Raw genomic sequence first — 24,927 nt, forward strand, 5'->3', positions numbered from 1 at the left:
TGAGATTTTGTGACGTGAAAAGCGCCACAATACGAAAGGCCATTCCATGACTGCCCCCGCAGATCCGCAGTTGCTTCTGGACCAGGCGGTCTCACGCCTCACCGGTCCAGGTGGGCCATTCGAGATCGTCGAAGAAGAGGTTCTCGGCACCGTCATGCCTGTGATGAAGAACCGCGGTCACGCCATCGGTGAACTCATCTCGGCATCTCGCGCCTGGGGCGACGGCGACTATCTCGTCACCAGCGATCGTCGAATCTCTTTCACCGAGCATGCCGATTCCGTTGCCGCGCTGGCAACTGCTCTGCGGGACAAGTACGGAGTCTGCAAGGGCGACCGTGTGGGCATCCTCGCTGCCAACACTCCCGAATGGGTCATGACGTTCTTCGCGACGCAGGCGCTCGGCGCGATCGCAGTCGGTCTCAACGGTTGGTGGGTTCCGCGCGAGGTCACTCACGGGATCGAGCTCTCACGTCCGAAGGTTCTGGTCGTGGATGCCAAGCGCGGCGCCGCCCTCCCCGAACTGCCGGCAGACATCACGGTCCTCACCATGGAAGAGGATCTGCCCGCGCTCATCGCGGAGTATGCAGGCTCCGACGTGCCGAGCACCGACATCGACGAGGACGACCCCGCCGTCATCCTGTTCACCAGTGGTACCAGCGGCCGCCCCAAGGGCGCACTCCATTCGCACCGCAACGTGATGGCCGTCGTCGACTACCACAAGTACAGCGACGCGATCGGCGCCGCATTCACCGGCCGTGAGTACGACGCTTCCAAGCCGAGCCCACTGCGTTATCTACTCACCTCCCCGCTCTTCCACATCGCCAGCCTGCACAATCTGGTGGTCCCCCGTCTCGCGACCGGCAGCGCCGTCATCCTGACAGAGGGCGGCTTCGACGTCGACAAGGTGCTCGGACTGGTCGAACGCGAGCGCGTCACCAACTGGGGTGCTGTCCCCACGATGGCATCGCGGCTACTCGAGCACGGCAACATCGCCAAGTACGACGTCTCTTCGTTGACCGCATTCTCGCTGGCGTCTGCGCCGTCGTCGCCCGCGTTCAAAGAACGCCTCAAGGAGCAGGTGCCGTTCGCACGCAATGCTCTGGTCGACAGCTACGGTCTCACCGAATGCAGCACCGCCATTGCGGTCGCCGTCGGCGCCGAACTCGAAGAGTTCCCAGGCACTCTCGGACGTCCGATCATCACCGTCTCGATGGAGATTCGCGATCCCTTCGGCGAGTGGCTGCCGGACGGCATCGAAGGTGAAGTGTGCGTGCGCAGCCCGTTCGTCATGCTCGGATACTGGGAGAACGACGAGGCGACCGAGTCTGCAATCGCACCCGGACGCTGGCTCCGCACCGGCGATTTCGGTGTCATCGAGAACGGACGTCTCCGTCTCACCGGTCGTCGTTCCGACCTGATCCTGCGTGGTGGCGAGAACGTCTACCCCACCGAGATCGAGCAGACGCTCGACGAGCACCCCGACGTGATCGAGTGCGCTGTCATCGGCATGCCACATCCCGACCTCGGCCAGGAAGTGTCCGCCGTGGTGGTCCTGCGTCCCGGAGCGGAGACCACGGAGGCGGAGCTGCGTGACTACGCCGCCGAGCGACTGTCCTACTTCAAGGTGCCGTCGAAGTGGCGCATCACCAGCGATCTGCTGCCTCGCAATGCAACCGGCAAGATGGTTCGGCGCGAGATCACCGTATGACCGCGGAGCTGTCACGGATCGTTGCCGAGTCGGCGATCCGCGACCTGCTCTGTGAGTACACGCATCTGATCGATCAGGGCAGATTGCGTGAAGTCGCCGCACTGTTCGCCCAGTCCGACTACGGGCAGTGCGGACCGGACGGGGTTGCCACCACAGTCATTTCGTCCGACGCCGAGGCAGTGTTCGCAGCCTGCAGCGGCTTCATTCGGATGTACGACGAGCCGCCGGTTCCACGAACCAAACATCTGCTGACCAACACGCGGATCGCGGTCGACGGCGCATCAGCGACGGCACTCTCGTACGTCACGGTCATACAAGGTACCGAAGATCTTGCCCTGCAACCCATTTTGTCGGGGCGCTACTTCGATCGCTTCACCTGCGTCGACGGAACGTGGCAGTTCAACTCGAGGCTCTTCTGTATGGACAACATGGGCGACATGTCCGCCCACGCCAAGCGGGCACTGTAGAGGAAGGACTGTGAGAATCTGCGTCAACGTTTTGGGTCTCGAGACTCGACTGGACGACCAGCATCAGGGAGGCGTGACATGGACCGGGCACTGCAGGATCTCGTCGACAAGCAGGCTATTCGTGAGGTTGTTTTGACGTATTGCCGCGGCATCGATCGCCTCGACTTCGATCTCGTCCGCAGCGCGTACCATCCGGATGCGGTCGACCATCACACCGGCTTCGACGGCAACATCGACGAGTACATCGCCTGGGTCACACCGAAACTCTCGGCGATCGGCGGCACGATGCACCACATCGGCAATCATCTGATCGAACTGCACGGCGACCAGGCGATCAGCGAGGCCTACTCGATGTCCACACATTGGGGCGGCTCCGAAGATATCGGGATGGTCAACTTCACCAGCGGTGCGCGATTCATCGACCACATGGAGCGACGTGAGGGACGTTGGGCTATCAAGGAGCGATGGGCCGTACGAGAGTGGACCCGCTCGGACGAGGGTCGCTTCGTCAACCCCGAGGGGCCTGGTCCGCGCGGGCGACGAGATGCCTCGGATCCTCTGACAGAATTACGGCAAACCCTTGTGATGCACTGAGATTCAGAAATCGGACTTTTCCGACTGATTTGAGGATTCGATTCTATTCGAACACTTATTCGAATAGAATGAAGGGATGTTCAACCCCGCGACGGAGCTTTTCGGTATCTCAGCACAGCTGACAGGTACCGAAACTGATTGTGCCCTGGTTGATCTCATGACCGATCTGCATGCATGCGAGGCGATGCTGGTCGAACGCAAGCTCGCAGTCGTTGCCGAATTCTTTTCGCGGCGAAGCTCAGAGCATGTAGCCAGTGGGACCTGGTCGTCGACCGCGCACGAGCTGGCGGAATCGGAAATCGGTGCGACGCTCACGATGGGTCGCGCAGCTGCCGGGAAGTTGATCGGGTTGGGTTTCTCGTTGAAGACCCGTTTGCATCGCACTCGAGCGGCGATGGCGCGTGGCGAGTTGGATCTACACCGCGTGGGTTTGATCGATTCGGCAACGGCGAACGTGAAAGACGAGTTGATCGACGAGGTCGAACGACTACTGCTCGAACAGGTTCTCGCACCAGCGGTTGCCGGCGGAACCGGCTTGACGGGAAGGCGACTGACGGCGGCGATCGATCGGATCGTGGCGATGGTGGACCCGGAAGGCATGCGAGAACGTCGACGTCGCGCTCTCACCGATCGGTTCGTCGGGGTCAGTGCCGCCGAGGACGGGATGGCCAAGATCTTGGGAAGCGTTCCGGCCGAGCAGGCTCGGGCATTCGACGGCCGGTTGCGCGAGTTGGCAATGTCGGTGTGCCGACACGACTCGCGAACCTACGAGCAACGGCGAGCCGACGCGCTCTTCGAGTTGACCAACGGATCACCGTTCTTGCCGTGTAACTGTGGCCGAGCTGATTGCCCACAGGATCGTCGGGGTGCTGTTGTCGTTCGTCGCCCCGTGGTCCACGTTGTGATGACTGATGCGACTCTGCACGGTGGCGGCGAGCCCGCCCACCTGGACGGGTATGGAGTGATCAGCGCTGAGCATGCCCGCGACATCGCACAGGACGCCGTCATTCGAAAGGTCCGCGTTCCCGCTGATGTCGCCACCGAACCGGTGGCGGCGTCGGCACACGTCTACCGGCCAGGTGCAGTACTCGATACGTGGTTGCGGATCATCGCGGGCAGCTGCCAGTGGCTGCATTGTGATGTCCCGGCCTGGAATTCCGACCTCGACCACAATGAACCGTTCCATCATGGCGCCCCCGAGCGCGGCGGCAAGACAGTCGAGTCGAATATGAGTGCGTTCTGCCGCAATCATCATCGCCTCAAGCATTCCGACCGGTGGCGGTTCGCGCCGAACGAAGATCGAACCATGTCACTGACGTCGCCGACCGGGCACAGTTACCGAACGCGACCCGCAGGGTTGATGGCCGGCCTGCACGAACTGATACCGCCGCAAGGTGGTCGAAATCGGCGGACTCGAGCGGAGAACAAGGCTGCCCGTATCCAGAGCGAACGCAATAACCAGCGCGGACGGATTCAGAAACGAGCAGAGAAGCACGTTCAAAGTAGGCTGCGGAATTCACCGCACGTCAACCATGAACCCATCGATTACGGGGACGACCCGCCACCGTTCTGAATGCCAAGCGGCCGGAAGGAGTACCGAGGCGCGTCGCCAGGATCAGTCTGACGTCGGCTTGGTGTCGTCGTCTGTGGCCGGATCGTCTTCGGCAAGCGGATCTATGGTGTCGACACCTTCGAGGACGGTCAGCTCTTCTTCTGCCTCGGCGAGGAGCCCCTTGGCTTCAGCTTCGACCTTCTTCACCCATTCGGACATTCCGAGCCTCTTCTCCTCCGAAGCGAGTTCCCGCTGTATCTGAACTCAGACTACGTCGCCGGCGACGAGTTTCGCCGTCCCCCCGAGTCGGTATTTACGCCACTCGCCAAGAAGGTAGCGATGGAGCGATGGTCGTCGTGGGATCAGCGCCACGCGCCACTGGACTCCGCGCGAGCCGCCGGGAGAAGTATCAGAATGCGCAAACTCGACCGACCTAGCTGTAACGAACCTCCCGTCTGGTTTGATACCGGAAAGACGCAACTTCACGAACAGAGGGCAGCACATGGCACCGCGATTCAACCCAGCCCCCGGATGGCCCGGCGCCCCTGAGGGCTGGCTGCCCTACGAAGGGTGGGTGCCAGACCCGTCATGGCCGCCAGCACCCGGCGGGTGGCAACTGGTAGTCGACGATCAAGCGACTTCCTGAATGAACGGATTTGCCAATCGAATCAGGTCAGCGACGCAGGATTTCACGGCTCGGTCATCCTCTGAGGCGTCCGCCCTCGAAGGTGCGCCGGGAGTTCTCTGGTCTGCGAAGGGGCAGCCACTCACGGGCATCGGCGGCGGTCGCTACCGCCTGACCGCAACGACGCTCTTCTTTGAGCGAGGAACACTCACAACAAATGCACAGCAAGTGCCGACGAATCAGCTGTTCGACATAGATCTCAGGCAGTCACTCACTCAGAAGACGCGTGGCGTTGGCGACGTCGTCGTGCATGTCCAACGTGCGTCCAGGGTCGAGCAGGTGATCTTGAACGACGTTCCGAACCCGCGCGAGGCGGTGAACATCATCAACGAGGTCGCAAACCAGGCACGCATCAACGCGCACACGATGGCCAACACCCGGCATTTCACCTCCAACCCCGCACCCGCGGTGCCTGCATCACCGCCAGAAGCGGCCCCGCCAATGACAACCGCGCCGGACGCGATCGAGCAGCTCACGAAGCTCGGTCAGCTCCGCGACGCTGGAATCCTCACCGAAGACGAGTTCGCCCAGAAGAAAGCGGACATCCTCGCAAGAATGTGAGATCGGCGGGTTGATAGATCCGCCCGCCACCGAAGTGGCGGGCGGAAACACAAATGTTGGAAATTTTCTGAACTTCCAAAACGCACGAGCGCAGCAACGGTCGATCAGTCGACGGTCGGCGCCCACTGCACCCCGTTGATGTGCCCACCACCGTCGACGAAGAGAGTGTTGCCGGTGACGTAACGGCTGTCGTCACTCGCCAGGAAGGCCGCAACGGGGCCGATATCGTCGAGAGGATCGCCGATCCGCCCCATCGGGTTCTGGGCGGCCATCACTGCTACGTTCTCCGGATTGGCTTCGGCGACACGCTTGTACGCCGCGCTCTGCGCGCCGGGGCAGATGACGTTGCAGTTCACGTGCCGAGGAGCCCACTCACGAGCGGCGGTTCGAGTGAGCGTCCGCAAAGCTTCCTTGGCCGCGTTGTACTGCACCGAATACATGTGGGCGTTGACGCCGTTGAGGCTGCACATGTTGATCACGCGGCCCGTGCCGTGACGCTCGAGTTCCGGTAGTGCAGCCTGCATGGCCCAGAAAGCCGCCATCACCGCCATGTCGAAACCGCCGCGCAACTGCTCGTCGGTCATCTTCTCGAACCGAGCGAAACCGAAAGTCCGCCAGGCATTGTTGACCAGAATGTCGAGGCGTCCGAACCGCTCGACAGCCCGGTCGACCATGGTAACAACCTGCTCTTTGTCAGTGACGTCGGTGCGGATGAACTCCGCCTCCGCGCCCCATTCGTCCCGCAACCACTGGGTGGTTTCGAGGCCCGCTGCCTCGTCGATCTCGGCAACCAGCACCGACGCGCCTTCACGCGCGAACGCGCCTGCCACTCCACGCCCGATGCCCATACCGGCACCGGTGACCACTGCTACACGTCCGTCGAGTTTGCCCACAGGGGCCCTCCTTCGTCAGAACCCCTATCTGGGGCGTGGCACGGTCTTGTCGATGAACAGTCCCTCTACCGACACACACAATTCGCCGTCTGCAGTCTTGATCTCACCGACGGTGTGGATCTTGCGGCCGTCCTTGGAAAGGAATTTGCCGCTGATCGTGAGGGGCTCGAACAGCGGAGTCGGGCGATGGTACCGAGTGCTCAATTGTGCTGTCATGCCGGAAGTTCCACCCCAGGCGTTCGCGACGCCGAGAACGTGATCGAGCAGCAACGCCGAAACACCGCCGTGTACATGGCCAGGAGGGCCCTGGTACGGCAGCGTCAACGTGACCACTCCCTGCACCGACCCGTCAGCGAGCCCTTCCAGAACGAGCGGCGGCGCAATGGCATTCTCGAGGCCGGTCACCGGATCGTGTCGAGTCACGCCCTCGCCGTTCCACATGTCGATCAAGCGCTCGGCCACCTCGGGTGAGTGCTGCTCGAGGTGCTCGGCAATGCTGTTGAGTTCCTCCGCAACCCGGTCCAGGTTGGCGTTTCCGCGGTCGGTGCGCAGCATCGCGTCGACAACGCGACGGGCCGCTGCCGTCGCCCGGTCCACCGGGGCGTCCTGAGGCGGCGACGTCAAAATCGTGCCGCCCGGGTGTGTGGCTGTTGTGGGGTGGGTGCCCAGGTCCATCAGTTGATCTCCATTGTTGCGTGTGTGAGAACCGGGGAGTTCTCGCGTTCGGGGCACGTCGCCGCCAAGGTCAGTGTGTTGCCGTCCTGCCATACCGAGGTGGTGATGGATTCGCCGGGGAACAGCGAACCGGCGAACCGCACCGAGTAGTTCTTCACCCGCGTCGGATCTCCGTCGAGAATTCCGTCTACCACTGCCTTGCAGACGATGCCGTACGACGCCAGACCGTGCAGAATCGGAGCGTCGAATCCCGCCATCTTCGCGAAGGAGGGATCAGCGTGCAGCGGGTTCATGTCTCCACTGAGTCGGTACACCAGCGCCTGTGAGGGACTCGTGCTCGACGTCAGTACTTTGTCCGGTGCTCGATCAGGCACCCCGGCAACAACTTCGGGACCGGTGCCACCACCGAATCCGCCTTCTCCGCGCGCCCAGATCTGCATTCCGGTGGTCCACAACGGGTTCCCGTCAAGGTCGTGCGCCGCGGTCTCGAGAACGATCACAGCTGCCTTTCCCTTGTCCCAGACGTCGGCGACCCGGGAGGAAATACGAGCGGCACCCGTCGACGGGATCGGCGCGTGAAGTGTCAGCGACTGCCCACCGTGCAGAATCTTGCGGAGGTCGATGTCGATTCCCGGCATACTCATCGACGGTGCGGGCAGTACACCCGCCGAAACTCCCTGACCTGAAACCATTGCAAACGTCGGGAGTACCTTCAGACCCTTTTCGTACACCCAGGTGAGCTCGGCGGGATCCAGAGCGTTCACGCCGGCGCCGAGCCCCAACTGGTAGAGCATGACGTCGCGGTCGGTCCACGACGCTTCGCGCACAGTCGGTTCGGCGGACAACGCCACCTCGAGATCGATAGCCATCAGTTCTCCAAAGTTCCGGCTCGGTAGACGGTCACGACGCACGCGCCGCCCAGCCCGAGGTTGTGCTGCAATCCGATTCGCGCGCCTTCGACCTGGCGAGCGTCCGCGGTCCCGCGAAGCTGCCACGTGAGTTCGGCGCACTGTGCCAGCCCGGTGGCACCCAGCGGGTGGCCCTTCGAGATCAGACCGCCAGACGGGTTGACGACCCACTGGCCGCCGTACGTAGTCGCACCGGACTCGACGAGCTTTCCGCCTTCACCGGCGCCGCACATTCCGAGACCTTCGTAGGTGATGATCTCGTTGATCGCGAAGCAGTCGTGCAGTTCGATGACATCGACGTCGTCGATGCTGATGCCGGCTTCGGCGAAGACCTGCTCGGCGGCCGCAGCCGTCATCGGCGCGCCGACCACGTCGATCATCGACTTCTCGGCAAACGCTGCCTCGGTGTCGGTGGTCATGGCCTGAGCGACGATCTCGATCGCACGATCCTCGAGTCCGTGCTCACGGACGAACTTCTCACTCACGACGACGGCAGCACCGGCACCGTCCGAAGTCGGTGAACACTGCGAGCGCGTCAGCGGCTCGTGAATCATCTTGTCGCCGAGTACCTGTTCGAGGGTGTACTCGTCACGGAACTGCGCATACGGATTGTTGACCGAGTGCTTGTGGTTCTTGACCGCCACGGCTGCAATCTGCTCGACCGTGGTGCCGTACTTCTTCATGTGCTCGACGGCGGCATTACCGAACAACTGAGCTGTCATGGGTGATCGGGCGAAGCCGTAGTCCTCGACCATGATCTTCAGCTGCGAGTCCAAAGTGGTGACCTTGGGCATCTCACCGTTGCCGGTCAGCGCCGTTTTGGTCATCTTTTCGAAGCCAACGGCCAGTGCGCAGTCCGCTTGTCCGGCCTGGACCCACTCGCGCGCCATCATCAGTGCCGTCGAGCCGGTGGCGCAGTTGTTGTTGACGTTGAAGATCGGGATACCGGACAGACCCGTTTCGTACAGGGCACGCTGGCCTGCTGTCGACACGTTGAACACGTAACCGACTGCAGCACGCTGGATCTGGCCGTAGCTGATCCCGGCATCGGTGAGTGCATTCGAGACGGCTTCGGTCACCATGTCCGGGTATTCCCAGTCGCGGGTCTCGATCTTCTCGAACTTGGTCATGCCCACGCCGATGACGAAGGTGCGATTGCTCATGTGCAGGTCACTTTCCCGGTTCGGGGTCACGAGGCAGACCCAGGATTCGCTCACCGATGATGTTGAGCTGAACATTGGTTGTACCACCCGCGATGGACATGCACTGCGAGTTCAGGAACATCTGCGTCGCAGACATCCGATGCTGATTGCCCAGAAGGGAACTGGGACCAGCCCACTCCATCGCCACATCCCAGACCTGCTGGATGTGTTCGACCCCGATCAGCTTCGCCACCGAGGACTCAGCCCCCGGTTGCGCGCCTGTAAGCGAGCGCAGCGTGGTTCGCAGACCGAGCAGACCGCCGGATTGCGCGTCGCACAGCACCTTTCCGAGAACCGTCAGCTGCTCGTCGTCGATACCACCGGGTAGTCCGTCGACCAGGCTCAGAAGAGCCTCACCGCCCGATCCGAGAGACGAGTCGTTGGACAGCGAGACACGCTCGTTGGCCAGTGTGGTGCGAGCGAGCTTCCAGCCGTCCCCCGGCTCGCCGACCAGGCACTCGTCGGGGACGAAGACGTCGTCGAAGAAGACTTCGTTGAACAGTGCTTCACCGGTGATCTCGCGAAGCGGGCGAATGTCGAGGCCGCTGTTCTTGATGTCGATCAGGAAGTAGGACAGGCCCTTGTGCTTGGGGGCGTCGGCGTCGGTGCGCGCGAGGCAGATTCCCCAGTGCGCGTCGCGTGCCATCGACGTCCACACCTTCTGGCCCTGCAACTTCCAGCCACCGTCGACCTTGGTGGCCTTTGTACTCAGCGCGGCGAGGTCGGAACCTGCGCCGGGCTCGGAGAAGAGCTGACACCAGACGATGTCGCCGCGCAGTGACGGCGGGACGAACTTGGCGAGCTGCTCTTCGTTGCCGTGCGCGATGAGCGTCGGGATGACCCAGTTGCCGATGATCATGTCGTGCGGCTTGATCTTCGCTGCACGTAGTTCTTCGGCGATGACCAGCTGACTGACAGCGTCCGCGGACTTGCCCCACGGAGCCGTGAAGTGTGGTGCGGTGTAGCCCTTTTCCGCGAGATACGTCTTCTGCGCGGCACCTTCGAGGTCCAAAGCCGGTGCGAGCTCGGCGCGGATGTCCGCGCGGATCGCCTCGGCCTCGGGCGGCAACTCGATGCTGAGCACGCGACGGGTACCGGCAATGGTCAGCTCGGCAACCCGACGGCGCCAGGATGCCGTGGAACCCAGCAGAATTCGCAGGGACTGCGCGCGGCGAAGGTACAGGTGCGAGTCGTGCTCCCACGTGTAGCCGATTCCACCGAGCACCTGGATGCAGTCACGTGTGACGGAGAAACCGGCTTCGAGGGCCGTAGCTCCGGCGACGGCTGCTGCGAGAGAAGCCTCTTCGGCACCGACGCCGTTGGCGGGCGTCAGTGCGCGGGCAGCGTCCCAGGCGCAGACGCGCGCCTGCTCGGCAAGAGCGAGCATCCGGGCAGCCTTGTGTTTGACACCCTGGAACTGGCCGATCGGGCGACCGAACTGCTGACGCACCTTCGCGTACTCAGCCGACGTCGTGACTGCCCAGTCGGCCAAGCCTGATGCCTCGGCCGCGAACAGTGTTGCGGCAATGTCGAGTACACGCTGGGTATCGATGGTGAGGATCTCTGAATCGGTGAGGACCAAACCGTCGACGGTGACTTCGGAGTTACGACGCACGACGTCGTAGCTGGCCAAGTCCGTGACCTCGAGGCGGTCACGTCCGAGCAGAACGAATCCGCTGTCCGTCGCGAGGAGGAACACGTCGCCGACATGGCCACCGAGAATCTGGCTGGACGTTCCGCTGAGGGTGGCGGTGTCGCCGTCACGGGTGATCTTCAGCGAACCCGGCTGCAGTGCAACGGCTCCGAGTGTGCTGCCGTCGACCAGTCCGGCCAGCGGCGCGGTGACTCCGGCGTCGCTGAGAACGGCGCTGACCACGACTGTCGGCAGGAACGTGCCGGGAACCATGGAGCGCCCGAGTTCCTCGACGACAATCGCGAGCTCGACTAATCCGTATCCGGCGCCGCCGAATTCCTCGGCGACGTGTAGTCCGAGAAGTCCCTGCTCGGCAAGCCCGTTCCAGAGTTGGGGGCGGGTTTCGACCTTCGCCTCGACCGCTTCACGGATAGCGGTGGGTGTTGCGTGACGCGCCGCCCAGCCCCGTACGGAGTCGCGGAGGTCACGATCTTCTTCACTCAATCCAATGGTCATGTCTACCTCGTCAATTCGACAGTGTGAGTGCGGGTCAGATGCGTTCGATGATGGTGGCGGTCGAGAGAGCTCCACCGGCGCACATCGTGACCAGCGCCGTGGACTTGTTCGAGCGCTCGAGTTCATGCAGCGCGGTCGTGATCAGACGAGCGCCGGTCGAACCGACGGGATGCCCGAGTGCGATCGCACCGCCGTTGACGTTGACCTTGGACAGATCTGCGTCGTGAACCTGCGCCCAGGAGAGCACTACCGAGGCGAACGCTTCGTTGATTTCGACGAGATCGATGTCGTTCAGAGTCATTCCAGCCTTGTCGAGCACCATCTGGGTGGACTCGATCGGTCCGTCCAGGTGATAGAAGGGATCGGATCCGACCATGCCGGACGCGACGATCCGCGCGCGCGGCTTCAATCCCAGTTCCTGTGCGCGCTCTTCACTCATCAGCAACACTGCTGCGGCGCCGTCGCTGATCTGCGACGAGTTGCCGGCGGTGTGGATATGGCCCTCGATGACCGGCTTGAGCCCGGCGAGCGCTTCCGCTGTCGTCTCACGCAGCCCACCATCGCGCGTGACAGTGGCGATCTCGCCGGTGGGCGTACCTTCCTTGTCCACCACCGGAGCCTTGACGGGAACGATCTCGCGGTCGAAACGGCCTTCCACCCAGGCCTGGGCTGCGCGGCGCTGCGACTCGAGACCGAAGGCGTCCACGTCGGCGCGCGTGATGCCACGCTTCTCGGCAATACGCTGCGCAGAAGTGAACTGGTCACCCATGTCGATGGTCCAGTCGTCCGGGTACGGGTTTCCCGTTCCGGGCGCATTTGCCTGACCCAGGAACACACGGCTCATAGCCTCGACGCCGCAACCGATACCGGCCGAGATCTGACCCGACGAAATCAGGCCGGAAATCAAATGCACTGCCTGCTGGGCAGATCCACAGGCGCAGTCGATAGTGGTTGCCGCGGTGCTGTATGGCAATCCGGCGTGCAGCCACGCCTGCCGCGTGACGTTGTTGGACTGCTCACCCGCCTGCGTGACACAGCCACCGATGATCTGTCCGATGTCTTCCGGTGCGACGCCTGCCCGTTCGAGAACGCCGAGCTGTGCTGCTCCCAGAATCTCGGCGGGGTGCAGTCCCGCCAGGGCGCCGCGACGACGGCCGATCGGTGTCCGAGCGGCCTCGACGATGACTGCATGACCCATGATGTGCGCTCCTTCGTGGAGTTTTCGGTCGGTGAGCTGACTCACCGTCAGCTTTTCTGTAATGTATTCTATTGATGATGTCAGGGCAATGCCGGAATGAACGTCATCTTTGAACCAAGTCTGACTCGAATAATAGAATTGATTTCAATTTTGAGGACATGACGAACCCACCCCGAGAAGGGGCGAGGTCACGTCAGTGTCGTGAGAGATTCACCAAAAGCAGGTCGCACCCCTTGCGGATGTCGTACTCCGCATCCGGGATGGAAATTCGACCGTTGAGGCACGATTGGATGACCCCGAACCACAGCTGCATCAGCAGACGCAACCCGGTGTTGTCTTCCTCGGTCGGGTTCTCGATCCCGGCCGCATCGAGGATGATCTGCCGGAAGCCGCGATCGATCTTGCCCACGTCCGGCACCGTCGCGACGTTGGCGGTACTGGACGACTGCAGCATCGCAGTCGAAAGGGCCGGCCGACGCAGTAACCCGCGAGTCGCGCGCACCAGGACCTCGTACACCGCGTCCTGCGGATTGGCCGACTGCACCTGATGCTTGGCAAAACTGTCGCCGATCTGATCGATCTGCTCGACCATCACAGCGACGAAGAGGTGCGTCTTCGAAGGGAAATAACGGTAGAGAGTGCCGATGGCCACGCCTGCCCGCTTGGCAACTTCGTGCATCTGAACCCGCGAGAGTTCTTTCTCGGTCCCCAATTCGGCGGCCGCTTCCAGCATCCGCACATGGCGCGCCCGCTGCTCGTCCGAACTGGGCTCAGCAGCGTCCCTGACCTCGGCAATTCTCGGCAACGTCGCCCCCATCATCGATTATGTGTCCCGGCCGCGAACGACCGCGCTAATTCTCTCACCTGGACCACCCATCTCGGCATATTGCCCGCTCAGTGGGACCTGGCATGGCCTTCCAGTGCCGTGCGGTATTCCGTGGACACCCCACCCTCTTGGAGTAAGGACGCAATGATGCAGGACTGGACCAGCGAGTGCGACGTGTTGGTAGTCGGCTCCGGCGGCGGAGCGCTGACCGGCGCATATACCGCCGCTGCTCAGGGATTGACGACGATCGTCCTCGAGAAAACCGATCGTTTCGGCGGGACCTCCGCCTACTCGGGCGCCTCGATCTGGCTCCCAGGTACCCAGGTGCAGGAACGCGCCGGACTTCCCGACTCGACCGAGAATGCCCGCACCTATCTGCGCGCGTTGCTCGGTGACACCGAGTCCGAGCGCCAGGACGCCTACGTCGAGACCGCTCCCGCTGTCGTCGCTCTACTCGAGCAGAACCCGAACATCGAATTCGAGTTCCGTGCGTTCCCCGACTACTACAAAGCCGAAGGCCGGATGGACACGGGACGCTCCATCAACCCTCTCGATCTCGATCCCGCCGACATCGGTGACCTCGCCGGCAAGGTGCGTCCGGAACTGGACCAAGACCGCACCGGTCAGGATCATGCTCCCGGCCCGATGATCGGTGGGCGCGCACTGATCGGCCGTCTGCTGGCCGCAGTTCAGAGCACCGGCAAGGCAGAACTTCGCACCGAATCCGTCCTCACCTCGCTAATCGTGGAAGACGGCCGTGTTGTCGGCGCCGAGGTCGAATCCGGCGGCGAAACCCAGCGAATCAAGGCGAACCGCGGTGTCCTGATGGCAGCAGGCGGCATCGAAGGCAACGCCGAGATGCGTGAGCAGGCAGGCACCCCCGGCAAGGCGATCTGGAGCATGGGCCCCTTCGGCGCCAACACCGGCGACGCGATCTCCGCCGGAATTGCTGTCGGCGGCGCAACAGCCTTGCTCGATCAGGCGTGGTTCTGCCCCGGCGTCGAGCAGCCCGACGGCAGCGCCGCCTTCATGGTCGGCGTTCGCGGTGGGCTCGTCGTCGACAGCGCCGGTGAGCGCTACCTCAACGAATCGCTTCCGTACGACCAGTTCGGACGAGCCATGGATGCTCACGACGACAACGGTTCTGCCGTGCCGTCGTTCATGATCTTCGACTCGCGCGAGGGTGGCGGACTGCCCGCCATCTGCATCCCGAACACGGCGCCCGCCAAGCACCTCGAAGCCGGAACCTGGGTCGGTGCCGACACACTCGAAGAACTCGCTGCCAAGACCGGACTACCGGCCGACGCATTGCGCAGCACTGTCGAAAAGTTCAACGATGCCGCAAAACTGGGCGTCGACGAAGAGTTCCATCGCGGCGAAGACCCGTACGACGCGTTCTTCTGCCCACCCAACGGTGGTGCGAATGCGGCACTGACGGCCATCGAGAACGGTCCGTTCTACGCGGCCCGCATCGTCCTCAGTGACCTCGGCACCAAGGGCGGATTGGTCACCGACGTCAACGGCCGAGTCCTGCGTGCTGACGGCAGCGCCATCGACGGCCTGTACGCCGCCGGCAACACGAGCGCGTCACTGAGCGGCCGCTTCTACCCCGGCCCCGGAGTTCCACTCGGCACGGCCATGGTCTTCTCGTACCGAGCAGCCCAGGACATGGCGAAGTAACCAGCACAACGAGGTCGTGGGGCAGGCAATGTCAGAATCACCTGCCCCACACTCTTTCTCACGGCGTCGCGATTTTGTATCACTCCGCGTCGATACCGGGCAAACCGTCCACACTCTTCGCGTTCTTCTCGGCGCGATAGGCGATGAGCCGCTCCGGACCCCGCTTCTCCGCTACGCGGTCGAGCACGTCACGATCGGATTGGTAGTCCATCAGCGGTACTGCGTATCCGCACGAATCCGAAATGCGCGTCAGATCGACCACGACGATCGACCGCAGCCCCGGATGCTCCGGGAACCTACCGACAATCGCGTTGAACGCTTCCGACCCTGCAAGCAGAACTTGTCCGTGACCGTGCAGTCGAACGATCTTCGGCGGACCGTCAAATGCCATGAACATCAGGGTTATTCGGGAGTTCTCGCGCACGTGCGCGATGGTTTCCACACCGCTGCCAGTGAGATCGAGGTACGCCACCCGGGTGGATGTCAGCACCACAAACGATCCGACTCCCCCTTTGGGTGAGCAATTGATCAACCCGTCAGGAGACAACGGCGCGGTAGCAACAACGAACAGCGGTTGAGCCTGCAACCACGTGGTGAGCTTTTCATCGATGCCTTCGTAGACGCGCCCCATGTCGAGAGTGTAGTTCGCGCCGACGGCACGTCACTTGGCGGACGCTGAGGCCGCGCGTAGCCCCTCACACATCGCTGCGAAGGTGCGGTCGTCGGCGGGATCCGCCGGCACTGCCAGTGCAATGCCGTCGCAGAGACTCGCGTATTTCGAACTCAGCACCTCGGGGAGCTCGGCGTAGGTGCATTGCGTGACCAGCCTGTCGAGAACATCCTCGGTGAGGACGGCACCCAGATCAGCCCACTCCCCAGCTCTCCCCATTGCGGTCAACTTCTCGCCGATCCCCGCCAAGCCGAGAACCTCGAGCGCGGTTCGATATGCCGGCGTGGAGTAGAGAAAGGCAAGTTCGCTGCGCACCGCTTCTCGTTGAGCAAGTATCGCAGCACGATCTTTGCCGGTGATCGTCTTCGGAACGGCAATCAGTCGCGGCTTCCTTCCGCCTGCCGTCAATGATGGAATAATCCTCTCCGCGAGCACCTTCGGATGGGAGCTGGTGGGGTGAGCAACAAAACCGTCGGCGACGGCTCCTGCCAGTGAGCACATGCGGGAGTTCACTCCCCCGGTCCAGATCTCCGGAGCCTGAACATCGAGCGGCCCCGGATTGAAGTAGGGCTGCAGTCGGTTGAAGGTGTAGTGCGTTCCGGCATAGTCGAGTTCACCGCCCTCCTGGAACACTCGGAAGATCTCGCGTACAGCACTGACGTAATCACGCAGTTGCGCAACAGGATCCGTCCACGGCATCGAGTACCGCCCGACGATGTTCCCTCGCACCTGCGTCGCGAGCCCCAGCTGGAATCGTCCGCCGGAGAAGTCCGCCAGATCCCACGCAGCCAAAGCCGTCACCATGGGACTGCGCGCAAATGCGACAACCATCGACGTCCGGACTGTGAGGGTGGTGCTGTGTTCGACGGCGAGTGCTGCCACCGCAAAAGGATCGCGGACGGTCTCGGAGATGTGTACCGTGTCGAAACGGAGTTTCTCGATGCGTTCGACGTGCTGAGCTACCTGCCGTAGCGGAGTGTCGGCAGGTAGCGAGGTCACCAATTCCATGTCAGCCCAACGGCTCCAGGCGAATCGACAACAGCTTTCCTTCGTTGGCGACCTTACGAGCGTGCTCATTGAAGTCCGGTGCGGCGCAGACGAACAGCGTACGTCCGTCGGAGCCGCCGAGCCCGCACGCGAAGACACCGCTGTCGAAGGCAATTTCATCGATTATCTTGCCGGCGCTCACATGAAGAACACGACTTCCAAGGGCATCGGCCACCCACATCGAATCGTCTCCGTCGATGCAACATCCGTCGGGCGCAACGACGATCTGAGCGAGAGTGGTCTCCACCTCGGGGCCACCAGGTACCGGCCCGAACGACGCCCAATCACGGCGTTCACTCAGGGAGCCGTCGGCCTGAACCGCAAATGCACTGATTCGATTTCCCAGCGTTTCGTCCACGAGCAGATCTCCGGTCGACGTCAGAGCCATACCGTTGGGGAAGTGGAGATCTCGCGCCACGACGTGTACCGATCCGTCCGGGTCGACGCGGAGGAGATCTGCCGTCTCGACGGGAGCCAGGTTCATCAGGTCGAACCCGAAGTTGCCCACGTACGCTCGTCCCTGCGCATCGACCAGCATGTCGTTGACGTTGGCACTGACGTACTCGGACAAGTCTGCGTGCACCACCAACTCGCCGTCGGATTCTCGCCGCAGAATCTTCTGGTCCCGCATGGAGACCACCAGCAATCTGCCGTCCGGAAGCCACCCCAGCCCGGACGGCTGCCCTGGAACCTCCGCCTCGACGCGTATGTCGGTCCCGTCCTCGCGGGCCGAAATCACCTGGTAGGTGTAGAAGTCCGACACCCAGATCCGGTTCTCGTGCCAGCGCGGGCATTCGAAGTAGGTGTATCCCTCGAGAACTACCGCAACTTCTGGTGCCATCAGGCTCTCCTGCGTCGGTGAAGAATGGTGTGTCAGCCTCATTCAATCACCGGCGCCCCGGTCGCGGTGTGCAATTCCCGACTAGTCGCCGGCGCGAACTTCTTCCAACACGTCGAACGCGGATTCCCACCCGTCGTACACATTCCCGTCACCCTTGAATCCCGGAATCCCTACCAGGTGGAATGTCATTTCGGTTTTGTCACCCCGTTCTGCGAGCGTGACCGTTATTCGAGGCGCAGCGCCTACCGGATCACCCGGATTTCCCCAGGTGAAGACAAGCCTCTTCGGCTCGTCGACCTCGAGATAGGTTCCGCCGGTGGGGTACTCGGCTCCATTCTCGTCGTTGATCATCAAGTAGCGGTACGTTCCGCCAACTCTGGGATCGATCGTGACGTGCTCCCGGGGGCTGCTGACGCCCTCGGGATGCCACCAGCGTGCTGCCTCGTCGGGATCGGTCCACGCTTGCCACACGAGTTCACGTGGTGCGTCGAAGATTCGGGAGATGGTGAATTCTGCGGTGGTATCTGCATTCTGGTCACTCATTGTCCTTCTCCTTCTTCAGTCGACGTTGCTTCAGCTCACGTAGACGCTCGTCGAGGAGATCGAAGCGTTCGTTCCAATCCCGCCGATGTTCGTTGACCCAGGCACTGGCGTCGTCGAGTCCCTCTGCGCGAAGGGTGCAGGTGCGCCATTGCGCAGTGGCGGTCCGTTCGATGAGACCTGCCTTCTCCAACACCTTCAGATGCTGCGAGATGGCGGGTCGACTCATCTCGAACGGCTCAGCCAACTCACCGACGGTCATCGAACCATCCGTCAGGCGAGAGAGCATTTCACGCCTCGTCGGGTCGGCCAGTGCGCTGAACACTGCATCGAGCCGGCCACTTCGCTCATCCATGTAAGCAACTCCTTAATTAAGGAATAACTTAAACATAGAACTCAGGAACTTGGGCGTCAACCCTTCAACTCCAGGTGTATCGAAGCCGTTCGACGGTTGTCGCCTCGTCCATCTGGGAGAACGTCTCCCGCTCAGCTCCCTTCACGGACACCATCGCTTCGATGATCGACTCCCCGAAGATTTCCTTCGCCGCCGAGGAACAGTTGAACTTCTGCACTATCTCGCCGAGATCGGTGGGGACTCGGGTCACCCCGCGCTCATCGCGTTCCGCATCCGTGAGAGTCGACGGGTTCACCACAATTTCCGCAGGTAATGGCGCGGCATTGCCGATACCGATATGCGAAAGGCCAAGTATCGCAGCGGTCGCCAGATACGGGTTGGCCGACGGATCGACGTTTTTCACTTCGGCGTTGGCGCCGTGCGGATTCGACGGTGACTCTGCGCAGAACCTCAGTGCCGCTTCGCGGTTCTCGAGCCCCCAACAGACGTAGGCCCCCGACCAACTGTCCGGGCGCAGCCTGAGGCCGGAGAGCGGTGAGGACGCAAAGACGGCCGTGAATTCCGTCAGATGAGCGAGGACTCCACCCAAGGCGAAAGCTCCCGCATCCGTCATTCTGTGCTCCCGATTGCCACCGGAGAAGATTGGCCTACCATCTGCGGTCATCGAAAAGTGCTGGTGTGCACCGTTTCCTGCGCCGCCCAGGGTGGGAAACGGCGAGAACGAGGCCGCCAATCCGTGCGCTCTGGCTGTACGGCTGATCAAGATCCGAGCCAACACCGCGAGATCAGCGGCTTGAACAGGAGCACTCGGCGCGATCGACATCTCGAATTGATCTGCTCCGTACTCGGCATGGACTTGCTCGATATGCAGTTGTGCGCGTTCGGCATTGCGCAGGAGGTCCTTGAGGAAGTCTTCGCGACCAAGGACTGCGCCCAGACCGTAGGCCGACCACTCACCGCCGCACACATCACCGAAAAGAGTGAACTCGATCTCGTTACCCACCCGAGCTTCCAGTCCGTCGGCAGCAAGCCGCGCCACGACCGCGGCAAGCGCGGAACGTGTGCACACGGCAGCCGTCGAACCGTCTTGCTCGTGCAACGTGGCCGGCGCCCACGACACACCCCCGCCGAGATCGCGGAGGTCGGATCGGTCGATACGCAATCGGAGATCACCGACGACCGAGAAGGAATCGGTGAAGGCAATCCGATCATCGCTACAGAAGACGTTCCAGCTCGGTGAGACTCCCGCACCGACTTCCTCGAAGACACCGGTTCGGCCAGCCGGCATCACTTTCGCGCGCGCGACACCTGCCATGTCGACGATCGAGCCGATGGTCAGAGCCGGTACTTCCCTCATCCAAAGGCAAATACCCCACCCGGTGGCGCGCCAACCGGTCAGATCAGGTTGTCCTCCACCGGCAGTCCGAACGCCGCCCGGCCGTACAGCGCCAACGCGCGCTCGGGTTCGTTGGCAACGTGAACGCTGCCCGCATGAACGTCACGCCACGCACGCTCGATCGGGTTTCCGCGAGAGAGGGAGTTGCCGCCTGCCGTCTTGAACAGCATGTCGATCGCTTCCACCGAACGTTCCGTCGCGCGAACCTGATCACGACGCGCGCGCAGCCTCATCGAGAGCGGAAGCTCCTTGCCGGCGACAGCAAGTTCGTACATCTCCCGGATGTTGCGATCCATCTGCAGAATCGCGGCATCGATCTCCGACGACGCACGTGCGACGGCGACCTGAGCGAACTGGTCCTCGCTGAACCGTCCGCCACCCAGGCTCAGACGGACGCGCTCACACATCACGTCCAGGTACCCCTCGTAACAACCGGCGACGATGCCCACACACGGAGCAGCGACCGTCGAGGTGAAGATGCTCCCGAACGGAAGTTTGTACAGCGGGCCAGGATTGACCGCTTGGCCAGGCCCACTCAGTTGCGCGGTTTCGTAATTGCGTTTCAAGCGGTGCTCGGGAACGAACGCGTTCTTGACCACGATCTCGTTGCTCGCGGTGCCTCTCATTCCCACGACGTCCCAGACGTCGCGGATCTCGTAATCGGTGCGCGGCACCAGCACCGTCATGAAGTCGACGGGACGGCCGTCCACGCCGACCACCATCGCTCCCAGCAATGCCCAACTTGCGTGATCACAGCCGGAAGAGAAACCCCACTGGCCCGACAGTTCGTAGCCACCGTCCACCGCCGTAAGTCGACCGACCGGCGCGTAGGCGGACGAGATGAGCGTCGTCTGGTCCTCTCCCCACACGTCGTCCTGCGCTCGGTCGTCGAAAAGCGCCAGATGCCACGGGTGCACTCCCACCACCGAGGCGACCCAACCGGTCGAGCCACAGGCAGCGGAGATGGCCCTGATGACTTCGTAGAAGTGGACCGGGTCGCTCTCGGCGCCTCCGTATCTCTTCGGCGCAAGCATGGAGAAGACACCGGCTTCGGACAGTTCCCGGATGGTCCGTTCGGAGATCTTGCGCGAATCGTCGACCTTCTGAGCACGGGCCGCGATCTTCGGAAGCAGATCACAGACTGAGCTCAGAACCTTGTTGACCATAGGAGACACTCCTCGCACCGAACCGTGAGGGAGCGGATCGGCAGATAGACATAACGGCTGCCTCGCCACGATATGTCGGTCACGCGGTCCGGTGATCGGAAGTCCCGAAGGCCGGGATGAGCCGCCGGATCCTCGCGCTCTCCGCAGGTCCCGGCCAGTGAGACGAGGCCCCAGAGGCAATTCACGCTCCCCTAGCGTCGGGCGTCGACACTGCCCCTGGAAAGGACGGGACTCATCGTGACGATCAATCAGTCCGACAACGACGAAGTTCGCGAGATCCAAGCTGGAACCGCGCCTACTCGCTTTGCACGTGGATGGCACTGCATTGGGCTCACGGAGTCCTTCAAGGACGGCCAGCCGCACTCCATCGAGGCGTTCGGCACCAAGCTCGTCGTCTTCGCCGACAGTGAAGGCAACGTCAAGATCCTCGACGCGTACTGCCGTCACATGGGTGGCGACCTGAGCCAGGGCACCATCAAGGGCGACGCCATTGCCTGTCCGTTCCACGATTGGCGATGGGGCGGCAACGGCAAGTGCCAGAAGATTCCGTACGCACGCCGCGTTCCCCCGCTGGCCAAGACGCGCGCATGGCAGACCCTCGACCAGGACGGCATGCTCTTTGTCTGGCACGACCCCGAGGGCAACCCGCCGACCGACGACGTAGCCATCCCCCGCATCGAAGGCGCGCTAAGCGACGAGTGGAGCGACTGGGTCTGGTACACCACGACCGTCGACACCAACTGTCGTGAAATCGTCGACAACATCGTCGACATGGCGCACTTCTTCTACGTGCACTACTCCTTCCCGACGTACTTCAAGAACGTCTTCGAAGGCCACGCCGCAACGCAGTACATGCGCGGCGTCGCTCGCTCGGACATGCGTCCCCACGCAGCAGGCACCCCGAAGATGGTCGGCAGCAACTCGGTTGCGACATACTTCGGCCCCTCCTTCATGGTCGACGACCTGACCTACGAGTACGAGGACTACAACGTCGACTCTGTGCTCATCAACTGCCACTACCCGGTCAGCGCTGACAAGTTCGTGCTCCAGTACGGCATCATCGTCAAGAAGTCCGATCGCTTCCAGGGTGAAGCCGCCGACGCGATGGCCGCGAACTTCGGCACGTTCATCGCCAAGGGCTTCGAGCAGGACGTCGAGATCTGGAAGAACAAGACTCGCATCGAGAACCCGCTCCTGTGCGAAGAAGACGGCCCGGTCTACCAGCTCCGTCGCTGGTACGAACAGTTCTACGTCGACGTCGCTGACATCGCTCCCGAGATGACCGAGCGCTTCGAATTCGAACTCGACACCGCGCGACCCGTCGCCGCCTGGCAGAAGGAAGTCGAAGACAACCTCGCTGCGAAGAAGGCAGACGAAGATGCAGCCTCTTCAGTGCGCTGAGTGCAAGGCGCAGGTCCTGGTCCAGAAGAACAGTTGGGAACACACCACCGTTCAGTGGAGTGACCAGGCCCGCGCCCAGTGCCTCGAAATCGCCGACGACCGTGAATTCGGGCAACGTGAGGGACGACCCGGTGCTCCTCGCAAGGAGTGCGGCGCCTTGATCGCGTCCATCGTGAACGCCGCGACCGCCGGCGAGCTCGAGATTCTCAACGACGAGCCGGCGCCTCAGCCGATCATCGACGACAGCGAACCAGTACCCGCTCCGTTTCACTAGACGAGCCAACATCTTTCGAAGAAGGTAGTAATGATCGATCCCCAGTACTACGGCCCGTGGGCAGTCATCGCCGGCGGTTCCGAAGGTGTCGGCGCAGGGTTCGCCGACGAGCTCAGCAAGATCGGCATCAACCTCATTCTCATCGCCCGCAAGCCGGGCCCACTCGAGGAGACCGCGGCCAAGGCACGCGCCAACGGCGTCGAAGTACGAACTCTTGCACTGGATCTATTGGTTCCCGACGCGCTCGACCAGATCAAGGCTGTCACCGACGACGTCGAGGTCGGCCTGCTCATCTTCAACGCCGGCGCCAACAGCTACGGCCACGAGTTCGTCACCGGTGATTTGACGGGATTCGCCGGAGTCATCGAGCTGAACATCAACAAGCAGCTCGAACTCTCGCACCACTTCGGCGGTTTGATGAAGGATCGCGGACGAGGCGGCATCATGCTGCTCGGCTCGCTGGCCGGATTCATGGGCTCCGAGCACCAGAGCATCTACGCGGCCTCGAAAGCTTTCGGTCGCATCTTCGCCGAAAGCCTGTGGCTCGAACTTCAGCCGTACGGCGTTCACGTCGTCGAGTTCATTCTCGGTGTCACTCGCACGCCGGCCATGATTCGCGCGGGATTGAACTTCGACATCCCGGGCATGAACGTCGCAGAGCCCGAGGATGTTGCACGCGAAGGCCTCGAACACCTTGCCGACGGCCCGATCTGGGTTGCTGCAGGAAACTACGAAGGCGCCAAGAAGCGCAGCGGCTTCCCCCGAGACAAGATGGTCAAGGGCGCTGCCGAAGCGATGCGCAAGCTGCTGAACCGCTGACTTCTGCTGTGCGCCTTTATTAACCCCCGACGCCCGAGAAAGGCGCACAGCATGAGCGTCGACATCACCACTCTTCTCGACGAACGCGAGATCACCCGCTCCATTTTCGAGTTCGCCCGAGCCATGGATGCGCGGGACTGGGATGAACTCCACCGGATCATGACTCCGGACGCTACGGCAGAACTGGGAACCGGAACTCTGTGCGGACCCGCCGAGGTAGTGGCTTCCATCCGCTCGTTCCTCGACGAGTGCGGTCCCACCCAACATCTGATCGGCAACGTGCTGGTCGAGGTGGTCGGTGATATTGCCACCAGCCGCTCCTACGTCAGTGACATGCACGTGGGCACCGGGAGCAAAGCTCACCTGAACTTCTTCACGCTCGGCGACTACCACGATTCGTGGTCGCGAATCGACGGAACGTGGCGAATGACGCACCGCACCAAGCATTCACACGCCAGTCAGGGATCCATCGAGGTTCTGGGAGCCGGCCCCAGCGGTTGGCGGAGCTGACTCAGCTCAACATCGACGACCGGCCGGTCGCGAGTGGACTCTTGCTGGTGAGTCCGCCGTCGACCACCAAGGTCTGCCCCGTTATGTAGCGAGATTCGTCCGACGCCAGGTAGACCATGGCGTGTGCGATGTCTTCGGGTTCGCCGAGGTAAGGCAGGGCGTTGGCCTGCTTCATGCCTTCGATGACGTCAGCAGGGATGTTGTCCACGAGTGCGGGTGTCATGATCGCACCCGGCGCTACGGCGTTGCACCGAACACCGTTTGCTCCGTACTGAACTGCGATGTATTGAGTCAACCGGATGACCGCCGCCTTGGCAGACCCGTAGGCCGACTGCAGGGAGTCTCCGATCGATCCACCGACCGAGGCCGTGTTGACGATCGATCCTCCGCCGGCACTGTTCATGTGCGGAATCGCAAGGCGTGAAGCGACCACAGTGCTTCGGACGTTGAGCGACATCACGCGATCCCACTCGTCCAGGTCCATCCGTAGCAGGTCGAGATCCTTGCGCGGATTACTACCGCCCACGTGATTGCACAAGACGTTGATGCCACCGAATTCGGCGACCGCCCTTTCGATCATCGCTGCCAGGGACTCCTCGTTCATGACATCGACGCCGAAACCCAGCGCAGTGCCACCGGTCTCGCGTATCGCCGCCGCTGCTTCCTCCGCTCGAGCTGGATCGAGGTCGGCAACCAGCACCTTGGCGCCTTCTGCCGCCATGAGTTGTGCTGCTGCACGCCCGATTCCGCTGGCGGCGCCGGTGATCACTACATTTTTGCCTTCGAGCCTGTTCATATTCATTCCCTTCG

Annotated in this window: 26 protein-coding genes; 10 read left to right on the forward strand and 16 right to left on the reverse strand. The window is 62.4% G+C overall.

Annotated elements, in window-relative coordinates:
* The first annotated feature begins 46 nt into the window (after positions 1 to 46).
* From R4P65_RS05540 to R4P65_RS05555, 4 genes are all read left to right on the forward strand, one after another.
* Complete coding sequence (locus R4P65_RS05540) at positions 47 to 1,708, forward strand: class I adenylate-forming enzyme family protein (protein WP_317825749.1); 1,662 nt, start codon at positions 47 to 49, stop codon at positions 1,706 to 1,708.
* Positions 1,705 to 2,175: a nuclear transport factor 2 family protein gene (locus tag R4P65_RS05545; protein ID WP_230815292.1), complete on the forward strand. Its 471-nt coding sequence runs from the start codon at positions 1,705 to 1,707 to the stop codon at positions 2,173 to 2,175. The genes R4P65_RS05540 and R4P65_RS05545 overlap by 4 nt, the downstream gene beginning before the upstream one ends.
* 78 nt (positions 2,176 to 2,253) lie before the next feature.
* Positions 2,254 to 2,769: a nuclear transport factor 2 family protein gene (locus R4P65_RS05550; protein WP_317825750.1), complete on the forward strand. Its 516-nt coding sequence runs from the start codon at positions 2,254 to 2,256 to the stop codon at positions 2,767 to 2,769.
* Between the two features lie 76 nt (positions 2,770 to 2,845).
* On the forward strand, positions 2,846 to 4,342 hold the full coding sequence (locus tag R4P65_RS05555; RefSeq protein ID WP_317825751.1) for a DUF222 domain-containing protein: 1,497 nt from the start codon (positions 2,846 to 2,848) through the stop codon (positions 4,340 to 4,342).
* A gap of 42 nt (positions 4,343 to 4,384) precedes the next feature.
* Here the strand turns inward: R4P65_RS05555 and R4P65_RS05560 are convergent, their stop codons facing one another.
* A complete protein-coding gene (locus tag R4P65_RS05560; protein WP_230815289.1) occupies positions 4,385 to 4,540 on the reverse strand; it encodes a hypothetical protein in 156 nt (51 codons plus the stop codon).
* Between the two features lie 427 nt (positions 4,541 to 4,967).
* On the opposite strand from R4P65_RS05560, the gene R4P65_RS05565 reads away from it, so the two are divergent.
* The gene (locus tag R4P65_RS05565) at positions 4,968 to 5,567 is read left to right on the forward strand and encodes an SHOCT domain-containing protein (protein ID WP_317825752.1); all 600 of its coding nucleotides are present in this window, start codon (positions 4,968 to 4,970) and stop codon (positions 5,565 to 5,567) included.
* A gap of 104 nt (positions 5,568 to 5,671) precedes the next feature.
* On the opposite strand, the gene R4P65_RS05570 is transcribed toward R4P65_RS05565, so the two are convergent.
* From R4P65_RS05570 to R4P65_RS05600, 7 genes are all read right to left on the reverse strand, one after another.
* Positions 5,672 to 6,460 carry an SDR family NAD(P)-dependent oxidoreductase gene (locus tag R4P65_RS05570; RefSeq protein WP_317825753.1) on the reverse strand — a complete coding sequence of 263 codons (789 nt, stop codon included), beginning with the start codon at positions 6,458 to 6,460 and terminating at the stop codon, positions 5,672 to 5,674.
* A gap of 24 nt (positions 6,461 to 6,484) precedes the next feature.
* Complete coding sequence (locus tag R4P65_RS05575) at positions 6,485 to 7,135, reverse strand: PaaI family thioesterase (RefSeq protein WP_317825754.1); 651 nt, start codon at positions 7,133 to 7,135, stop codon at positions 6,485 to 6,487.
* Entirely contained in the window at positions 7,135 to 8,004 is an 870-nt protein-coding gene (locus R4P65_RS05580) for a MaoC/PaaZ C-terminal domain-containing protein (protein WP_317825755.1), read from the reverse strand. The genes R4P65_RS05575 and R4P65_RS05580 overlap by 1 nt, the downstream gene beginning before the upstream one ends.
* Complete coding sequence (locus R4P65_RS05585) at positions 8,004 to 9,206, reverse strand: lipid-transfer protein (protein ID WP_317825756.1); 1,203 nt, start codon at positions 9,204 to 9,206, stop codon at positions 8,004 to 8,006. The genes R4P65_RS05580 and R4P65_RS05585 overlap by 1 nt, the downstream gene beginning before the upstream one ends.
* Before the next feature lie 7 nt (positions 9,207 to 9,213).
* Complete coding sequence (locus tag R4P65_RS05590) at positions 9,214 to 11,394, reverse strand: acyl-CoA dehydrogenase (RefSeq protein WP_317825757.1); 2,181 nt, start codon at positions 11,392 to 11,394, stop codon at positions 9,214 to 9,216.
* A gap of 34 nt (positions 11,395 to 11,428) precedes the next feature.
* Entirely contained in the window at positions 11,429 to 12,592 is a 1,164-nt protein-coding gene (locus R4P65_RS05595) for a steroid 3-ketoacyl-CoA thiolase (protein WP_317825758.1), read from the reverse strand.
* A 193-nt stretch (positions 12,593 to 12,785) separates the two neighbouring features.
* Complete coding sequence (locus R4P65_RS05600; RefSeq protein ID WP_019745323.1) at positions 12,786 to 13,412, reverse strand: TetR family transcriptional regulator; 627 nt, start codon at positions 13,410 to 13,412, stop codon at positions 12,786 to 12,788.
* 153 nt (positions 13,413 to 13,565) lie between these two features.
* On the opposite strand from R4P65_RS05600, the gene R4P65_RS05605 reads away from it, so the two are divergent.
* Positions 13,566 to 15,098: an FAD-dependent oxidoreductase gene (locus R4P65_RS05605; protein WP_317825759.1), complete on the forward strand. Its 1,533-nt coding sequence runs from the start codon at positions 13,566 to 13,568 to the stop codon at positions 15,096 to 15,098.
* A gap of 79 nt (positions 15,099 to 15,177) precedes the next feature.
* Here the strand turns inward: R4P65_RS05605 and R4P65_RS05610 are convergent, their stop codons facing one another.
* The 7 genes from R4P65_RS05610 to hsaA form a co-directional block, all read right to left on the reverse strand.
* The gene (locus R4P65_RS05610) at positions 15,178 to 15,729 is read right to left on the reverse strand and encodes a pyridoxamine 5'-phosphate oxidase family protein (RefSeq protein ID WP_317825760.1); all 552 of its coding nucleotides are present in this window, start codon (positions 15,727 to 15,729) and stop codon (positions 15,178 to 15,180) included.
* Between the two features lie 30 nt (positions 15,730 to 15,759).
* Entirely contained in the window at positions 15,760 to 16,776 is a 1,017-nt protein-coding gene (locus R4P65_RS05615) for an LLM class flavin-dependent oxidoreductase (RefSeq protein WP_317825761.1), read from the reverse strand.
* 1 nt (position 16,777) lies between these two features.
* On the reverse strand, positions 16,778 to 17,656 hold the full coding sequence (locus R4P65_RS05620) for an SMP-30/gluconolactonase/LRE family protein (protein ID WP_317825762.1): 879 nt from the start codon (positions 17,654 to 17,656) through the stop codon (positions 16,778 to 16,780).
* An 81-nt stretch (positions 17,657 to 17,737) separates the two neighbouring features.
* Positions 17,738 to 18,199: an SRPBCC domain-containing protein gene (locus R4P65_RS05625; RefSeq protein WP_317825763.1), complete on the reverse strand. Its 462-nt coding sequence runs from the start codon at positions 18,197 to 18,199 to the stop codon at positions 17,738 to 17,740.
* Positions 18,192 to 18,551: a metalloregulator ArsR/SmtB family transcription factor gene (locus R4P65_RS05630; protein WP_317825764.1), complete on the reverse strand. Its 360-nt coding sequence runs from the start codon at positions 18,549 to 18,551 to the stop codon at positions 18,192 to 18,194. The genes R4P65_RS05625 and R4P65_RS05630 overlap by 8 nt, the downstream gene beginning before the upstream one ends.
* Positions 18,552 to 18,615: 64 nt before the next feature.
* Complete coding sequence (locus R4P65_RS05635) at positions 18,616 to 19,908, reverse strand: glutamine synthetase family protein (RefSeq protein WP_317825765.1); 1,293 nt, start codon at positions 19,906 to 19,908, stop codon at positions 18,616 to 18,618.
* A gap of 38 nt (positions 19,909 to 19,946) precedes the next feature.
* Complete coding sequence (hsaA, locus tag R4P65_RS05640) at positions 19,947 to 21,113, reverse strand: 3-hydroxy-9,10-secoandrosta-1,3,5(10)-triene-9,17-dione monooxygenase oxygenase subunit (protein ID WP_317825766.1); 1,167 nt, start codon at positions 21,111 to 21,113, stop codon at positions 19,947 to 19,949.
* Positions 21,114 to 21,350: 237 nt separating this feature from the next.
* Here hsaA and R4P65_RS05645 point away from each other — a divergent pair, with 237 nt between their 5' ends.
* Genes R4P65_RS05645 through R4P65_RS05660 form a run of 4 tightly spaced genes read left to right on the forward strand, consistent with a single transcriptional unit; the run spans position 21,351 to position 24,117 of the window.
* A complete protein-coding gene (locus R4P65_RS05645) occupies positions 21,351 to 22,514 on the forward strand; it encodes a Rieske 2Fe-2S domain-containing protein (RefSeq protein WP_019745333.1) in 1,164 nt (387 codons plus the stop codon).
* A complete protein-coding gene (locus R4P65_RS05650; RefSeq protein ID WP_317825767.1) occupies positions 22,492 to 22,788 on the forward strand; it encodes a hypothetical protein in 297 nt (98 codons plus the stop codon). Before R4P65_RS05645 ends, R4P65_RS05650 begins: the two co-directional genes overlap by 23 nt.
* A gap of 30 nt (positions 22,789 to 22,818) precedes the next feature.
* The gene (locus R4P65_RS05655) at positions 22,819 to 23,607 is read left to right on the forward strand and encodes an SDR family NAD(P)-dependent oxidoreductase (protein WP_317825768.1); all 789 of its coding nucleotides are present in this window, start codon (positions 22,819 to 22,821) and stop codon (positions 23,605 to 23,607) included.
* Positions 23,608 to 23,658: 51 nt separating this feature from the next.
* Positions 23,659 to 24,117: a nuclear transport factor 2 family protein gene (locus R4P65_RS05660; protein WP_317825769.1), complete on the forward strand. Its 459-nt coding sequence runs from the start codon at positions 23,659 to 23,661 to the stop codon at positions 24,115 to 24,117.
* Between the two features lies 1 nt (position 24,118).
* Here R4P65_RS05660 and R4P65_RS05665 read toward each other — a convergent pair whose 3' ends face one another.
* A complete protein-coding gene (locus R4P65_RS05665; RefSeq protein WP_317825770.1) occupies positions 24,119 to 24,913 on the reverse strand; it encodes an SDR family NAD(P)-dependent oxidoreductase in 795 nt (264 codons plus the stop codon).
* Between the last annotated feature and the right edge of the window lie 14 nt (positions 24,914 to 24,927).

Source organism: Rhodococcus sp. IEGM 1318 (genome assembly GCF_033142465.1).
GTDB lineage: Bacteria > Actinomycetota > Actinomycetes > Mycobacteriales > Mycobacteriaceae > Rhodococcus_F > Rhodococcus_F qingshengii_B.

What these genes read in the sequence shown, in the direction of transcription:
- R4P65_RS05540 (WP_317825749.1), top strand. Translation starts at nt 47, where the DNA reads ATGACTGCCCCCGCAGATCCGCAGTTGCTTCTGGACCAGGCGGTCTCA.
- R4P65_RS05545 (WP_230815292.1), top strand. Translation starts at nt 1,705, where the DNA reads ATGACCGCGGAGCTGTCACGGATCGTTGCCGAGTCGGCGATCCGCGAC.
- R4P65_RS05550 (WP_317825750.1), top strand. Translation starts at nt 2,254, where the DNA reads ATGGACCGGGCACTGCAGGATCTCGTCGACAAGCAGGCTATTCGTGAG.
- R4P65_RS05555 (WP_317825751.1), top strand. Translation starts at nt 2,846, where the DNA reads ATGTTCAACCCCGCGACGGAGCTTTTCGGTATCTCAGCACAGCTGACA.
- R4P65_RS05560 (WP_230815289.1), bottom strand. Translation starts at nt 4,540, where the DNA reads ATGTCCGAATGGGTGAAGAAGGTCGAAGCTGAAGCCAAGGGGCTCCTC.
- R4P65_RS05565 (WP_317825752.1), top strand. Translation starts at nt 4,968, where the DNA reads ATGAACGGATTTGCCAATCGAATCAGGTCAGCGACGCAGGATTTCACG.
- R4P65_RS05575 (WP_317825754.1), bottom strand. Translation starts at nt 7,135, where the DNA reads ATGGACCTGGGCACCCACCCCACAACAGCCACACACCCGGGCGGCACG.
- R4P65_RS05580 (WP_317825755.1), bottom strand. Translation starts at nt 8,004, where the DNA reads ATGGCTATCGATCTCGAGGTGGCGTTGTCCGCCGAACCGACTGTGCGC.
- R4P65_RS05585 (WP_317825756.1), bottom strand. Translation starts at nt 9,206, where the DNA reads ATGAGCAATCGCACCTTCGTCATCGGCGTGGGCATGACCAAGTTCGAG.
- R4P65_RS05590 (WP_317825757.1), bottom strand. Translation starts at nt 11,394, where the DNA reads ATGACCATTGGATTGAGTGAAGAAGATCGTGACCTCCGCGACTCCGTA.
- R4P65_RS05595 (WP_317825758.1), bottom strand. Translation starts at nt 12,592, where the DNA reads ATGGGTCATGCAGTCATCGTCGAGGCCGCTCGGACACCGATCGGCCGT.
- R4P65_RS05600 (WP_019745323.1), bottom strand. Translation starts at nt 13,412, where the DNA reads ATGATGGGGGCGACGTTGCCGAGAATTGCCGAGGTCAGGGACGCTGCT.
- R4P65_RS05605 (WP_317825759.1), top strand. Translation starts at nt 13,566, where the DNA reads ATGCAGGACTGGACCAGCGAGTGCGACGTGTTGGTAGTCGGCTCCGGC.
- R4P65_RS05610 (WP_317825760.1), bottom strand. Translation starts at nt 15,729, where the DNA reads ATGGGGCGCGTCTACGAAGGCATCGATGAAAAGCTCACCACGTGGTTG.
- R4P65_RS05615 (WP_317825761.1), bottom strand. Translation starts at nt 16,776, where the DNA reads ATGGAATTGGTGACCTCGCTACCTGCCGACACTCCGCTACGGCAGGTA.
- R4P65_RS05620 (WP_317825762.1), bottom strand. Translation starts at nt 17,656, where the DNA reads ATGGCACCAGAAGTTGCGGTAGTTCTCGAGGGATACACCTACTTCGAA.
- R4P65_RS05625 (WP_317825763.1), bottom strand. Translation starts at nt 18,199, where the DNA reads ATGAGTGACCAGAATGCAGATACCACCGCAGAATTCACCATCTCCCGA.
- R4P65_RS05630 (WP_317825764.1), bottom strand. Translation starts at nt 18,551, where the DNA reads ATGGATGAGCGAAGTGGCCGGCTCGATGCAGTGTTCAGCGCACTGGCC.
- R4P65_RS05635 (WP_317825765.1), bottom strand. Translation starts at nt 19,908, where the DNA reads ATGAGGGAAGTACCGGCTCTGACCATCGGCTCGATCGTCGACATGGCA.
- hsaA (WP_317825766.1), bottom strand. Translation starts at nt 21,113, where the DNA reads ATGGTCAACAAGGTTCTGAGCTCAGTCTGTGATCTGCTTCCGAAGATC.
- R4P65_RS05650 (WP_317825767.1), top strand. Translation starts at nt 22,492, where the DNA reads ATGCAGCCTCTTCAGTGCGCTGAGTGCAAGGCGCAGGTCCTGGTCCAG.
- R4P65_RS05655 (WP_317825768.1), top strand. Translation starts at nt 22,819, where the DNA reads ATGATCGATCCCCAGTACTACGGCCCGTGGGCAGTCATCGCCGGCGGT.
- R4P65_RS05660 (WP_317825769.1), top strand. Translation starts at nt 23,659, where the DNA reads ATGAGCGTCGACATCACCACTCTTCTCGACGAACGCGAGATCACCCGC.
- R4P65_RS05665 (WP_317825770.1), bottom strand. Translation starts at nt 24,913, where the DNA reads ATGAACAGGCTCGAAGGCAAAAATGTAGTGATCACCGGCGCCGCCAGC.